Annotated in this window: 11 protein-coding genes; 4 read left to right on the top strand and 7 right to left on the bottom strand. The window is 69.4% G+C overall.

Translation table 11 applies throughout. The features are described from left to right. Positions 1-246 precede the first annotated feature (246 nt). From ACIGDI_RS20295 to ACIGDI_RS20310, 4 genes are all read right to left on the bottom strand, one after another. Positions 247-1,386, bottom strand: coding sequence for a ricin-type beta-trefoil lectin domain protein (locus ACIGDI_RS20295; protein ID WP_399898335.1), 1,140 nt, complete (start codon positions 1,384-1,386; stop codon positions 247-249). A gap of 177 nt (positions 1,387-1,563) precedes the next feature. Further along, positions 1,564-3,150, bottom strand: coding sequence for an arabinofuranosidase catalytic domain-containing protein (locus ACIGDI_RS20300; protein ID WP_399898337.1), 1,587 nt, complete (start codon positions 3,148-3,150; stop codon positions 1,564-1,566). 636 nt (positions 3,151-3,786) lie between these two features. After that, the gene (locus ACIGDI_RS20305; protein WP_399898339.1) at positions 3,787-4,809 is read right to left on the bottom strand and encodes a LacI family DNA-binding transcriptional regulator; all 1,023 of its coding nucleotides are present in this window, start codon (positions 4,807-4,809) and stop codon (positions 3,787-3,789) included. A 203-nt stretch (positions 4,810-5,012) separates the two neighbouring features. Continuing rightward, positions 5,013-6,137, bottom strand: a complete 1,125-nt coding sequence (locus ACIGDI_RS20310) for a cellulose binding domain-containing protein (protein WP_399898341.1) — start codon at positions 6,135-6,137, stop codon at positions 5,013-5,015. 977 nt (positions 6,138-7,114) lie between these two features. Here ACIGDI_RS20310 and ACIGDI_RS20315 point away from each other — a divergent pair. Beyond that, a complete protein-coding gene (locus tag ACIGDI_RS20315; protein ID WP_399898343.1) occupies positions 7,115-8,953 on the top strand; it encodes a glycoside hydrolase family 6 protein in 1,839 nt (612 codons plus the stop codon). 92 nt (positions 8,954-9,045) lie between these two features. Here ACIGDI_RS20315 and ACIGDI_RS20320 read toward each other — a convergent pair whose 3' ends face one another. From ACIGDI_RS20320 to ACIGDI_RS20330, 3 genes are all read right to left on the bottom strand, one after another. Then, positions 9,046-9,834 carry a calcium-binding protein gene (locus tag ACIGDI_RS20320; RefSeq protein ID WP_399898345.1) on the bottom strand — a complete coding sequence of 263 codons (789 nt, stop codon included), beginning with the start codon at positions 9,832-9,834 and terminating at the stop codon, positions 9,046-9,048. 164 nt (positions 9,835-9,998) lie between these two features. Further along, positions 9,999-10,748 (bottom strand): SDR family oxidoreductase, encoded by a 750-nt coding sequence (locus ACIGDI_RS20325; protein ID WP_399898347.1) that lies wholly within the window; start codon positions 10,746-10,748, stop codon positions 9,999-10,001. Between the two features lie 157 nt (positions 10,749-10,905). Beyond that, entirely contained in the window at positions 10,906-11,811 is a 906-nt protein-coding gene (locus ACIGDI_RS20330) for an AraC family transcriptional regulator N-terminal domain-containing protein (protein ID WP_399898349.1), read from the bottom strand. A 153-nt stretch (positions 11,812-11,964) separates the two neighbouring features. On the opposite strand from ACIGDI_RS20330, the gene ACIGDI_RS20335 reads away from it, so the two are divergent. The 3 genes from ACIGDI_RS20335 (at position 11,965) to ACIGDI_RS20345 (ending at position 13,845) form a co-directional block, all read left to right on the top strand. Further along, complete coding sequence (locus ACIGDI_RS20335) at positions 11,965-12,282, top strand: putative quinol monooxygenase (RefSeq protein ID WP_399898351.1); 318 nt, start codon at positions 11,965-11,967, stop codon at positions 12,280-12,282. 63 nt (positions 12,283-12,345) lie between these two features. Beyond that, a complete protein-coding gene (locus tag ACIGDI_RS20340) occupies positions 12,346-13,302 on the top strand; it encodes an alpha/beta hydrolase (protein WP_399898353.1) in 957 nt (318 codons plus the stop codon). A 222-nt stretch (positions 13,303-13,524) separates the two neighbouring features. Then, positions 13,525-13,845 (top strand): hypothetical protein, encoded by a 321-nt coding sequence (locus tag ACIGDI_RS20345; RefSeq protein WP_399898355.1) that lies wholly within the window; start codon positions 13,525-13,527, stop codon positions 13,843-13,845. The last annotated feature ends 1 nt before the right edge of the window (position 13,846 follow it).

A 13,846-nucleotide genomic window follows, 5' to 3' on the forward strand; every position in this document is an offset into this window, starting at 1 on the left:
GGCTCGAGAAGGGGTGTCGACCGCTCTTGTCAGTGCGCCCGAGAGCGCCCACAAGGAACACTCAGACATCCCATGACGCATAGTGATCCCACAGGCTCGCAGCCGTGTCAATAGAGCTCTCTCTGCAATCGAGGCCATCATTCATCCCATGTCTGGCCTTGGTGGAGCCGGTTCTAGGGCATGCCGAAATCCGCGTCCGGCGACGACCGCCGTGCCGGACGCAGGTGTTCGCGGACCCCGGTCACCTCACATGAGAGTCCACTGCTGGTTGGCGCCGCCGTTGCAGTCCCACAGGACCAGTTGGGTGCCGTCGGCGGTGGACGACTCGGGATCGTCGAGGCAGCGGCCGGAGGCCGGGTTGCGGTAGCCGCCGCCGTAGGACTGCCACTGTTGGTTGCTGCCGCCGTTGCAGTCCCAGATCCCGATCCTGGTGCCGTTGGCGGTGCCGCGGCCGGTGGCGTCAAGGCACTTGCCGAGCGCCCGCAGCGTGCCGTCGGAGGGGGCGGACCACTGCTGCGCGGCGGAGCCGTTGCACGTCGCGATGTCCACGGCGGTCCCGTTGGCACTGCTGCCGCCGTTCACGTCCAGGCACTTGCCCGCGATTCCGGAGCGCACCTGACCGTCCGCCGAGGACGGCGACTTGATCCACCCCGCCGCGTCCGCGGCCTGCACTCCCGCGTTGAAGGCGTCCGCCATCTTGCGGAAGCCGTTGTCATTGGGGTGCAGGGAGTCGGACAGGTCCGCGCTCGTCAGGGCGCTCATGTCCACCAGGCGTACGTGTTTGCCGGCGGCCTGCTCGGCCTGGACGATCCCGGGCAACTTGGCGTTGAAGGCGGGCCGGTTGGCCTCCTCGGTGCCGCTGGTGGAGACGATCACGGTGCCGACCAGGACGGTCGCGTCGGGGGCGTCGCGGACGATCTGGTCGATGAGGGCACGCAGCCGGTCAGGCGCGGTCGGGATCTGGTAGTTGCCGTTGAGGTCGTTGGTGCCGATCTCCAGGGTGACCACGTTCGGGCGGTAACGGGCCAGGACGGAGTCCGCGATGCCCGCGATCTGGTCGATCCGCCAGCCGGAGTGGCCTTCGTTGTCCGGGTCGGACATGGTGCCGTTGCGGCCCGAGCCGACGAAGTCCAGGGCGTGTCCCTCGGCCGCCAGCTGGTTCCACAGGAAGCTGCGGTAGCTGTTTCCGGACGGGCTGCCGACGCCCCAGGTGATGGAGTCGCCCAACGGCATGAGCCGCAGGGTGGCGGGGCCGGCGGCGGGGGCAGCGGCACGCTTCGCGGAGGACGTCGGTTCGGAACCGGTGGCGGCCGCCGCGGGTGATGCGGCGCCGATCCCCAGTACGGCCGTCAACGCGACGGCCATGGGTAAGCAGTGCTTCTTCATGAGCGTTCCTCACTGGTGCGGGACAGTGGGTGGGGGTGAACGAGCACACGAAAACGTCGGTCATCCGTCACCGGGCGACTCGACGGCATGACATGCCTGCCGGGGCGGTCCAGCGGGCATGGACGACGCGTGGTCCGTGACCGGCTGCGCACCGGCCACGGACGGGAGCCGCTCAGGTCAGGCGAGGTTCCACTGCTGGTTGGAGCCGCCGTTGCACGGCCAGAGTTCCGCCAGGGCACCGTTGGCGGTGGAGGCACCGGTGACATCGAGGCAGAGCCCGGACTGGGTGCCGGTCACGGTGCCGTCGGAGTTGACCTGCCACTGCTGGTTGGCGCCGCCGTTGCACGGCCATGTCACCACTTTGGTGCCGGCTGAGGTCTGGTTGTTGTACGCGTCCAGGCACAGCTGAGTGCTGCCGCTGTAGACGGTCAGCTGGTTGGAGGACGTGCGGGTCCAGGTCTGGTTGGCGCCACCGCTGCAGTCCCAGATCTGCAGTTGCGCGCCGGCCGTGGTGGACGAGTTCGGCACGTCCAGGCACTTGCCCGCGCCCACGGCGTGCAGCGCGCCGGTACTCGTGCCTCCCCCGGTCGAGTTGCCGTACCCGACCGCCGTGATGTTGGCCTGGACCGCGTTCTCGGTGGCGTCCGACGGGTAGCCGGAGGTCATCACACCCTCGTAGAAGGTGCCTTGGGCGCCCTTGCTGTTGTCTCCGCCGATGCCCAGGATGATGGCGCCCTGCTTGCGCATCGGGTTGTAGCCGGCGACGTTGGGGCGCACTCCGTCGTAGAAGGTGGACAGGGAACCGGACTGGGCGTTGCCGCCGCGGATGGCCCAGTGGTTGGGGCCGCCCTTGATGATGGCGGTCGTGTACCGGTAGTTGATGGTCGGGTCGTTGGCGTTGTAGTGCTGGTTCACCCCGGAGAACAGGCCGTTCTCCAGGTCGGCCATGATCCAGGGGCCGTTGCCGCTGCCGTAGCCCCAGACCTTGATGTTGCCGAAGTAGATGGCCTCCATCGTGCCGTTGCCGTCGTCGTTGCTGTCCGTCTCGGCGTTGCCGTAGTCGAAGCAGCAGCCGCCGTTGTAGTGCGTGCCGTCGAGGATCGCGTACATGCCTTCGGGGTTGTCCCCGGTGGCGATGCCGTTGGTGTGGTTGTTCCGGTAGCCGGTGCCGGGCGCCACGTACACGCCGTAGGCCTTGTGGCCGCCCACCGTGGTGGGTGCGGCGGTGGCGTTGGCGAGGTTGTCGGGGCCGCCCGCGGCACCGCCGCCGGGCGCCTGGGTGAGGTTGTTGCCGCGGCCCGACTGGTCGTAGATGACCGTGATCAGACAGGTCGTGCCCGAACAGAACGAGTCCTGGGCGGAGGCGTCGGCATACCCGCCCGCGCTCAGGACGCCGATGTTGCGGGTGGTGTTGTCCGAGGAACGCCGGACCTGGTAGAGCGGCCCGTTGTACGAGGCGTACAGGGCGCGTGTCGTGCTGTGCGCCGCCACGCAGGGCGTACCTCCCGACGCGTAGAGGTCGCAGGGCCCCGACGTGGCCGCGCCGGCCGTGCCGGCCGTGGCCGTCGCGCCGGCCAGAGCTCCGGCGACGAGCGCGGCAGCGGCGCCCGCCCGGGCCCACGTCTTCCAGCGGGAACGGGACGGGCTCACCGGCGTCGGAGGCGACGCGTGTCCCGGGTCGCCCCGGTGCCGTACCGCCGCGAGCAACCGCTGGACGCCGCCGCGACCGGGCAGCGGGAGGCGTCTTGTACGTGTGGTTCCCATCTGAACTCCCTACCGTGGCGGCGCAACCCGCTCGGGGTGCGGTGGCGCTGACCAATGCCGAAGCGCTCGAACGTGCCGTTGTGCAGTGGGATCGCAGAGAGGTTTCGGGGGGAGACGGTGCTTCCGGTCTCGCGGAGCGGTCGAGTGTGCGGAGCCCCCTGCTGTGAACCTCGTTGCGGAATCGATTCGACTGCTGATTCCCATGGTTCGCAAGCCGTCTGCACCGTCGAAAAGTTGCGGTGCTCAGGCGGCGGGTCGGCGGCGGCGGTCGCACGCTTCGCCGTTGCCGCAGCCCGCGCGGGTGAGGCCGACGGCCGGGCCCGGGCACGCTGAGGACTCGGCATCATGGCCATGAGCTGGGGCGTGGTCGTGCGCACGCACCACGGAGCGCGGGCACGCCGGAAGGCACGCCAGGCAGACGGGTTCCTGACGGCACGTCGGCTTCGCACTCGTGCGGAGGCACGCCGGTGACTTCACAGACGGCCGGTCGCTACCTCCGGTCGAAGCGCTTGCGTCGAACCGATTCGCCCACGGCTTGTGAGGCTTGTCGAGAGGCCGGAACGCCCGCCCGGCTCAGGCCGGTTCACGCGCGTCTGGGGCCAAATCACGCCCGGCTCAAGCCGATTCACTGCTGCCTCAGGCCGATTCGCGGACGACCAGTTCCGTACGCAGGATGACGTGGCGCCAGGCGACGAAGGGCTCCTCCATCTCCTCCAGCAACAGCCTGATCATGGCCCGGCCCATCTCCTCCACCGGCTGACGCACGGTCGTCAGGCGTGGCTCGGTGCGCTGGGCCAGTGAGAAGTCGTCGAACCCGATCACGGCGACGTCCTCCGGCACCCGTCGCCCCGCGGCCCGCAGCGCCTGGAGCGCCCCTGCCGCCGAGGTGTCGGACGCCGCGAGGACGCCGTCGATCCCCGGGTGCCGTTCGATGAGGTCCGCCATGGCGCGGCGCCCGCTGTCCTCGGTGAAGTCTCCTTCGGCGACCAGGGATGGCGTGCCTTCCAGACCGGCCATCTCCAACGCGTCCCGATAACCGCGCAGTCGGCATTGGGCGACGTACATGTCCAGGGGGCCCGTGATCGTGGCGATGGTTCTGCGGCCCTGTTTCAACAGGTAGGACACGGCGTTGCGGGCACCGCCGACGTTGTCCGCGTCCACGTAGCTGACGTACTCCTCGCCCGAGCGGCGTCCCAGCAGCACGGTCGGCAACCGCGCCTCGGCCAGCATGTCCGGCAGTTGGTCGCCGGCGTGCACGGACATCATGAGGATCCCATCGACCCGGCCACCCCGCGCGTACTCCAGGAATCGCTGGCGCTCGTCCTCCGAACGGACCAGGGTCAGCAGCAGTTGCATCCCGGTGTCCGCCAACGCGTCACCGAGCGAGCGGACGATCTCCGAGAAGAACGGCTCGGCGAACATCCTCCAGTCCGGCTCCGTGAGGACCAGCGCCACGGCGTCGGCCCGTCGCCCGGCCAGCGACCGGGCGGCGAGATTGGGCACGTATCCCAGTTCCTCGATGGCGCGTTGCACGGCACGGCGGGTCGACTCCTTCACTCCGGCGGCGTTGTTGACGACTCGGGAGACCGTGCCCCGCCCCACCCCGGCGTGGGCGGCCACCTCTTCCAGCGTCGGCGCCCCAGGGCGTCGCTTGCCCATCACCACCTCCCCCACGAGATCACCGATCCTACGGCCCGAGGTGCGGGGCACACGACTCTCGGCGCGTCATCAACTGAGGCCCTGGCCGAAGGGAGTCGGGATCGGAGACCGTCGCGGGGGTGGTGGTCGTTGCCGGGCGGGGCGGAGGCTCGCTCCCGCCCCGCCTGGGTGGGCGGCCCGTCAGGCGCCGCGCGCCGGCGGCTTTACGCCGTGGTGCAGGCCGTTCCGTTCAGGCTGAAGCCGGCCGGTTTGGCGAAAGTGCCGTCGTAGGTGCCCTGGAAGCCGAAGGAGACCTGCCCTCCGGCCGCGATGTTCCCGTTGTACTGGGTGCCGCCGGCGGTCACCGCCCCCGACGAGCCGGACAGACTGGCGTTCCACGCGCTCGTGACCTTCTGCCCCGCGGGCAGGGTGAAGGCGAGGTTCCAGCCGTTCACCGGGGAGGAACCGCCGTTGGCGACCGTGACGTCGGCGGTGAAGCCGCCCTGCCACACGTTCGTTCCGTAGGTCACCTTGCACGCCGACGAACCGCCCGGGCCGCCGGGCGTGCCGCCGCCGAGGTTCACGGCCGAGGAGAACGACGTCACCGCGAGTCCGGCGCCGTTCTGCCACGGCTCGAACCCGGCCTGAACACTCGTCAGGTACCAGTTGTCCTGCGCGAGTCCGCGGGAGACGGCCTGCCGAAGGAAGTCCATCACGTCGAAGCTCCAGCTGTCGATCGCCGACGGCGCGACGAAGGACAGCACGTCGTTGGAGCCGTTGTTGCCGGACCACACCTGCCACGAACGCCCGGCGACGGTGGCGGTGCCGGTCTGCGAGCCGACCGGCTGCACGGGCCCCACATGGTTGAGCCAGATCATGATCTCGGTGCGGTTGACGCCGTCGGTGCGAGGTGTGGGGTCCAGCCAGATGTCGTACGCGGCGTCGTAGACCGCGTTGTTCACGTAGCTGTAGGAGATGCTCGAGGGCGCGCTCGAGATCGAACTCAGCCGGGCGGGGAGGTTGGTGCCGGGTGAGCAGTTGGTGTAGTGACAGCCGTTGAAGATCGACGGGTAGGACTTCGGTGCGCCGTTGGTCGGGACCGAGCCGTCCGCCTGGGCGATCCTGAAACCGGAGTTCGTGACGGTGATGCACTGGGTGGCGCTGGTGCCCCAGCGGTTGTTCTGGACGACGTACCGGCCCTGGATCGTGGTCGAGCCGTACTGCTCGCAGATGGTCGTGTCGGCATGCGACGGCGAGGTGGCGGTGAGGAGCGCCGTCAGCGCGAGGAGTGCTGTGAGCAGTGTGCCGAGCAGGGCTCGCGCCCCGGCCCGGGGTTTCGACTGTTGCATGCGGTTCCTCCGCGGAGGTGTGAGGGGATGGCGAGAGCGCCTGCCGCATTGGGAGCGCTCCCAAGAAGATCTCGCGGGACACCGATCTTTCGATCATGCCCCTGACAAGGAGTGGAGCCGGGCGGCCCTCGGGGGGGTTGAGGACCGCCCGGCGAGGTGACCCCGTCAGCGAGTGACGGAGTCGCGCACGCGGAGCTTCAGAGGGGGCCCTGTCCAACAAGGGACTCCGCGCACGAGCCCACGCGTGTCGGCGAGATGGCCGCGCGGCGGATCGTGGCACACCGGCCATGGGCCACGCCGGCCGGCGTTCGGCGCGGACCATGGCCCTACTCCGTGCAGGCGTCCGGGATCCATGTTTCTGGTTCCCTCCTTGCGAGTGCGGCTCGAGGGGGGTCAAGGCTTGAACCAGTGGGAGCGCTCCCAATAGTGGGGACGGGTGCGGCTGAGGTCAAGACGTTAAGAAGTTGAATCGTTCGAACCGAACCAGTCTTGAAAAGTCGAGCAACACCCCTGTGCAATCAGTTGTGTTGACGCTACGGTCCGTTGCACCAGTGGGAGCGGTTCCATCAGTCGACGCGTCCGTCACGGCGCGCCAAGCTGCAAGGAGTCGCTCATGCGACACCCCCCGCGTTCAGCACTTCCATCCATCGCCGGCGAGGCCGCGCCCGACGCGAGCCCGGGCTTGCCGGTCTTCTCGGCGCACATGGCACGCGCGCGCCGCGGCCGGAGCACGTGAGGCTGTCCGGCATACGGCGTGGCCGTCGGCCCCGCCCCCGGTCCGAGGGTCGGCACTCCAGCACCAGGCACCAGGCGTCCTGCCCTGCCATGCCCCGAATGTCGACGGGAGCCCGTGGCTTTGGGGCTGGACGGTCGACGCACGCTTACGCGCGCCCTTTGGGGCTGCGCGAACTCCCGCACGTCCTCAACCCGTGATCACCACGCATGATCACCACTCAAGGGAGAAGGAACCCGTACTCATGAGTCGTACCAGACTGCCCCTTGTCGCCGCGCTGGCGCTGGTCGCCGGAACCTCGGGGACAGCGTTCCTCGCGGCACCGGCCGGTGCCTCCGTCGCGTCGGTTCCCTGCACGGTGGACTACAAGATCCAGAGCCAGTGGGACACCGGCTTCACCGCAGCCGTCACGATCACCAACAACGCGGCGGCGAAGTCGAGTTGGTCTCTGAAGTGGTCGTACGCCGGCGACCAGCGGGTCACCAACGGCTGGAGCTCGAAGATCACGCAGAGCGGTGCCGCCGTCACGGCCACCAATGAGAGCTACAACGGCGCCCTGGTGAACGGTGGTTCGGTCAGCTTCGGCTTCAACGGCTCCTACAGCGGCACCAATTCCGTACCCGCGACCTTCACCCTCGACGGTGTCACCTGCAATGTCGACGACGGCGGGGGCTCGGGCGGCGGCGGTACCGGAGGGAGCACCGGAGGCGGTACCGGAGGGAGCACCGGTGGCGGTACCGGAGGGAGCACCGGTGGCGGTACCGGAGGGAGCACCGGTGGCGGTACCGGAGGGAGCACCGGTGGCGGCACCGGAGGGGGCGGTACCGGCAACAGGGTCGACAACCCCTATGTCGGGGCCAAGGGGTACGTGAACCCCGAGTGGTCGGCCCATGCCGCCGCCGAGCCGGGTGGCAGCCGTATCGCCGACCAGTCCACCGCCGTCTGGCTCGACCGGATCGCCGCGATCAACGGCGTCAACGGTGGCATGGGCCTGCGCGCACACCTCGACGAGGCCCTGAAGCAGAAGGGTTCCGGCGACCTGGTCGTCCAGCTGGTCATCTACGACCTGCCCGGCCGCGACTGCGCCGCCCTCGCCTCCAACGGCGAGCTCGGACCGGACGACATCGACAAGTACAAGTCCCAGTACATCGACCCCATCGCCGCGATCCTCTCCGACGCCAAGTACGCGGGCCTGCGGATCGCCACGGTCATCGAGCCCGACTCGCTGCCCAACCTGGTCACCAACGCCGGCGGCACCAACAGCACCACCGCCGCCTGCGTGACCATGAAGAGCAACGGCAACTACGAGAAGGGCGTGTCCTACGCCCTGGACAAGCTCGGCGCCATCCCCAACGTCTACAACTACATCGACGCCGGTCACCACGGGTGGCTCGGCTGGGACAGCAATCTCGGGCCGGCCGTGCAGGAGTTCGCCAAGGTCGCCACGACCAACGGCGCGAGCGTGAACGACGTGACCGGGTTCATCGTCAACACCGCCAACTACAGCCCCACCAAGGAACCGAACTTCAAGGTCACCGACACGGTGAACGGACAGACCGTGCGCCAGTCGAAGTGGGTCGACTGGAACCAGTACGTGGACGAGCAGTCGTACGCCCTCGCGCTGCGGGACAAGTTGGTCGCGGCCGGGTTCAACTCCGGTCTCGGCATGCTGATCGACACGTCCCGCAACGGCTGGGGCGGTTCGGCCAGGCCCGCCGGCCCGGGACCGCTGACCTCCGTCGACGACTACGTCAACGGCAGCCGCATCGACCGGCGCATCCATGCCGGCAACTGGTGCAACCAGAGCGGCGCCGGCCTCGGCGCGCGGCCCACCGCAGCCCCGGCCGCCGGAATCGACGCCTACGTGTGGGTCAAGCCCCCGGGCGAGTCCGACGGTTCCAGCTCCGCCGTCTCCAACGACGAGGGCAAGGGCTTCGACCGCATGTGCGACCCCACCTATGGCGGCAACGTCCTCAACGGCAACAACCCCACCGGCGCCCTGTCGAACGCGCCGCTGGCCGGGCATTGGTTCTCCGCCCAGTTCCGGCAACTCATGCAGAACGCCTATCCGCCTCTGCCGTGACGCGAGCGACGCCGTGAAGCGGTGAGTGTCCGCTGGGGCCGGTCCTCGTCGAGGGCCGGCCCCGGGGGGCGATCAGGTACCGGACTCGCGGGTCAGGGGCGTACGTCGACGTAGTCGCCGGCGGCCTTGGCCGGACCGGTGGTCGTGGAGCCGGCGAAGTTCCAGCGCCAGTAGCCGTCCCGGACCGCCTTGACCTTGGTGGACAGCGTGCCGGTGTTGCTGGTGGTCACCGTGGCCACGGTGGTGTAGGTGCTGCTGTCCTTCGGACGGAACTGGAGTTTCACGGCACGGCCCGCGTAACCCGCGTACCGGTAGGTGTCCCAGTTGGCCCGGACGAGCTTGCCGGTGACGGTGATCCAGGCGCCCTTGGCGACGGGTTCCGGTGCGGCGTTCACGGTCAGCTGCGCCGCCCGCTTGAGGCCGAAGGTCCCCACGTTCGGGGCGTACACGGAGCCGCCGTCGTTGGCGTCGACCAGGGTGTCGACCGACCATGTGCCCGCGTTGGCGTTCGCCAGGTCCACCGGGTCGTCGCTTCCCGGGGCGGGGTGGGCGTTGACCGTGAACACCATGGTGCATGCCGTCCCGCTCTCGCACATGGCGTCGGTGGTGTAGAAGCCGCCGTGCGGCCCCTTCAGATCGACATCCGCGGAGAGCAGGCCGGAGTCGTCCGACCCGGTGACGGTCACCGGGAACGACACGTTGTGCGTGATGCCCACGATCACGTCGTGCCCGGAGTTGACGGTGACACCGCTGACCACGGGATCGCTGAGTGCGCTGTCGGACGCGGCATCGGCCGAGGCGGCGGCCCCCACCAGAAGGCCGGTGGCGGCCCCCACCACCGCGCCGCGGCGTATCACCCCGGCAACAGGTCTACGGATCATGATTCCTCCCGGGAACAAAGGCCCTGTTGCCAACCACCCCACGAGCGACGGCGCTTGACGGTGAGAGCTGTGAACGGACGTGTGTCACCCCGTACGACCACCGAACCCGGCCGACCGTTGCCCTGGGCGGGACAGCACTTGTGTCAACTCCTGCCGTGCGCCTGTCACTTCGCCTGGGCGAGGCGGACGGCGTCGGGGCCGGCGGGGAAGCGGAGCTGTCCGGTCGTGTCGTGCACGGCACGCCACACCGTCTCGGCCACGTCGCTTTCCCGGGTGAAGAGGTCCTGGCCGGTGAACTCGTCCATGGCCTTCTTCGCGAAGGCGCGGTAAGGCTCCGGCACCAGCTCGTCCGGTGAGGCACCGTTCGTCGCCCTGGCCGCGAAGTTCGTCGTCAGGCAGGCGCCCGGCTCGACCGTCCTGGCCCGCACACCGAAGGGCTCGAGTTCGAGGGCGAGGGACGCCGTGAACCCCTCGACGGCCATCTTGCTCGCCTTGTAGACGGCCGACAGCGGCATGTGGCCCAGCACCACACTGGAGGTCACGTTGACCACCACTCCGGAACCGCGCTCCCGGAACTGGGGCAGCACCGCTTGCGTCGTCGCCATCACGCCGAAGGTGTTGGTCTCGAAGACCTCGCGTACGCGGGCCGTGGGCGTGCCCTCGAACACGCCGATGGAGGGCACTCCCGCGTTGTTGACCAGGACGTCGACGGGACCCGCCGCCTCGATCGCCGCGGCGATGCTGTCGGGGTCGGTCACGTCGAGTGCGACGACGCGGAACCGGTCCGACTCGGGGAGGAGCCCCGGGCGGGGGGTGCGCATGGTGGCGACGACGTTCCACCCCTGCGCGTGGAAGTGGCGGGCGGTCTGCTGTCCGTAGCCGGACGAAGTGCCGGTGATCAGAACCGTGTTCATGGTGGAGTCCTCATGACGGGATGGGATCCGCTGGGCAGGATCTTCCTGCCTCGCGGAGCGGCCGTGGGGGTTACGGATCCCATTCCACCGCTCTGACCTGGGCAGACGATAGAACCATCCTCGCTGCTCCTTGCACGATCCTGCCAGTGGGTCTCTGTCAGGGCAGGACGGTCGCGGGAGTGGGTACGGCGTTCCGGAGGCGGGCCGTGTCCCGGCTCGGGGGTGCGCCGAACTGGCGGCGGTACTCCCGGCTGAACTGCGAGGGATTGTCGTAGCCGACGCGGCGGCCCACCCCGGTGACGTCGCCGGGGTGGGTGGCGAGCAGCAGCCGGGCCTCCTGCAACCGGATCTGCTTCTGGAACTGGATGGGGCTCATCGCGGTCACCGCCTGGAAGTTGCGGTAGAAGGCGGAGGCGCTCATGCCGGACATGCGCGCGACGTCCTCGACCCGGAAGGGCTCCGCGTAGTGCTCGCGGATCCACCGCACGGCCCGGGAGATGTGGCTCAGGCCGCTGTCGGCCAGGCCGAGTTGGCGCACCGTCGCCCCCTGCTCGCCGGTGATCAGCCGCCACAGGATCTCACGCTTGACCAGGGGTGCCAGCACCGCCCGGTCCCGGGGTTCGTCCAGCAGGCGCAGCAGCCGGACCACCGCGTCCAGCAGTGGTGCCGGCGCATCGCTGACCGCGATGCCCGAGGGCACGGCCGCACCGGCGCGGGGGATGTCTCCGGGCCCTGCCTGCAGCAGCAGTTCGGCGATGGCGGACGCCTCCAGCATGAGGCCGAAGCCGAGGGCCGGCCGCTCGGAGTCGGCCTGGACGAACTGCCCCGTGACGGGCAGGTCGACAGAGGCCACCAGGTACTGGCCGGGACCGTACTCGTAGACGCGGTCGCCGAGGGCGAGGCGCTTGGCGCCCTGCGCGATGACGGCGAGGACCGTCCCGGACATCGCCGGCGACGGCGGATCCGGGCGGTCCACCTTCGAGATCAGGACGCCCTCGACGGCCGTGGTCCAGTCGGGGCGGACATGCCTGGCCAGCAAGGTGCGGAACTCTTCGAGGCACATGCCTTCATTGCAGCACCGATCGACAGCTTCATTCCCCAGTCGCGAGGATCGTGCAAGTCACGGAGAGTATCGCTCTATCGTTTGCCCAGGTCAGGCCGGTTGACTGGCATCAGTGAGCCGCAACGCCACTCCATCGACCGAGAAGAGGCATCCATGATCGCCACCTATGGTTTCAGCGCCACCCTGACCGCCCGGCCGGGCATGGGCGACCGGCTCGTCGAACTCCTGCGGACCGGTCTGAACGAAGGCAGCCCCGGGGCGAGCGAACACTGCCTCGTCTATCTCGTCTCCCGCTCCGCGTCCGACCCCGACGTGGTTCATGTCATCGAGGGCTGGACCAGCGAGGAGGACCACCACCGGCTCTTCGCCGGCGAGGCCGCTCAGGCCGTCGTGGCGCGGATCGGCGAACTGCTGGCCAAGGAGTCCGAGTACACCGACCACGTACCGGTCCTCGGCAAGGCCGCGTTCTGAGATCGCCGCCTGCCGCGCCTCCCCTCCCCCTCCCCTGCACCACAGAACGAAAGGCAGCACCCCATGACCACGGCACGCCCCGCCCTCGACCCCGAACTCCGTGAGCTGCTGGCCGGCATGCCGCTCATGTCGCGGCTCGACTCGGAGGTCCTCGGCCTACTGCGTCAGCTCCCCTCGACACCCGTCGACACCCTCCTCGCCCACCGACAGGTAGACCGTCGCGAGATCAACGTGCCGGCCAAGGACGGAGTTGCCATCCCTCTGTCGGTCTACCGTCCCGCGCACGCCGGACGGCCCGAGGCCGCGCCCTGCGTCTACTGGATTCATGGCGGCGGAATGGTCATGGGCGACCGGTTCTCCCAGATCGACATCCCCCTGGAGTGGCTCGACGAGCTCGGCGCGGTCGTGGTGAGCGTCGAGTACCGGCTCGCCCCCGAAGCCACCGGCACCACCCCCGTCGACGACTGCTACCAGGGACTGCTCTGGATCGCGGAGCATGCCGCCGAACTCGGCATCGATCCCGACCGGATCGTCGTCGCGGGCGCCAGCGCGGGTGGAGGCCTCGCCGCCGGTGTCGCCCTGCTGGCCCGCGATCTCGGCACTCCGGCGATCGCCGCCCAGGTACTGATCTGCCCCATGCTCGACCACCGCGGCACCACGACCTCCAGCCGCCAGTACACCGGCGTGCCGGGCGTGTGGACCGGCGAGATGAACGCCTTCGGATGGCGCGCCCTCCTCGGTGACCTCACCGACGACGGGATACCCGCGTACGTCTCACCCGCGCTCGCCGACGACCTTTCGGGCCTGCCGACGACCTACATCGACACCGGCTCGGCGGAGGTCTTCCGCGACGAGGACGCGGCCTACGCCTCCCGCATCTGGGCGGCCGGCGGCCAGGCCGAACTCCACGTCTGGGCAGGCGGTTTCCACGGCTTCGACGCCCTCTTCCCCCAGGCACGGATCTCGACCACGGCCCGCCGCACCCGCACGGACTGGCTCGCCCGCCATCTCTCGGCATGACCGTGCGGGCGGATCAGGGGCGGGATCCGCCCTCGGGGACTCGAACAGAGTCGAAGAACCGGCAAGGTGCGCCGCCGCGCTTGCATCCAGAGCGGCACAGCAGGGAGAAGAGAGGTTGGAACCCGTATGCGCGGGCGTCGTGCGACACTGCTTGCACCTTCGACGTCGGCCCGCGCAGGTCGGGTGGGACAAGTGTTCTCTGCTTCACGACAAGGCGGTCACATGCAGTCGCCAACGCCGCGGTCCCGTTTCACGGAACCGTTGACGGCCACCGTCCACCCGGAGTTGACCGAGGCCGAGCACACCCGGCTGAGCCGCGTGCTGGCCGCACGCTCCACGATCAACATGGCGGAGGGCGCGCTGATGGTGCTCGGCCCCATGGGGCTCGACGACGCGGGCCGGGGTCTTGTGGATCTCTCCCGTGCCCTCACCATGCACCCGCACGTCGTGGCGGAACACGTACTGAACCTGGTGCAGGGAAAGCCCGTCCCCGACCACGTGAGCGACGCCCTGCACGATGTCCTGACGCAGTACCGCGCCTGAG

This window comes from Streptomyces sp. NPDC085900, assembly GCF_044540925.1.
GTDB classification, from domain to species: Bacteria; Actinomycetota; Actinomycetes; order Streptomycetales; family Streptomycetaceae; genus Streptomyces; species Streptomyces gilvifuscus.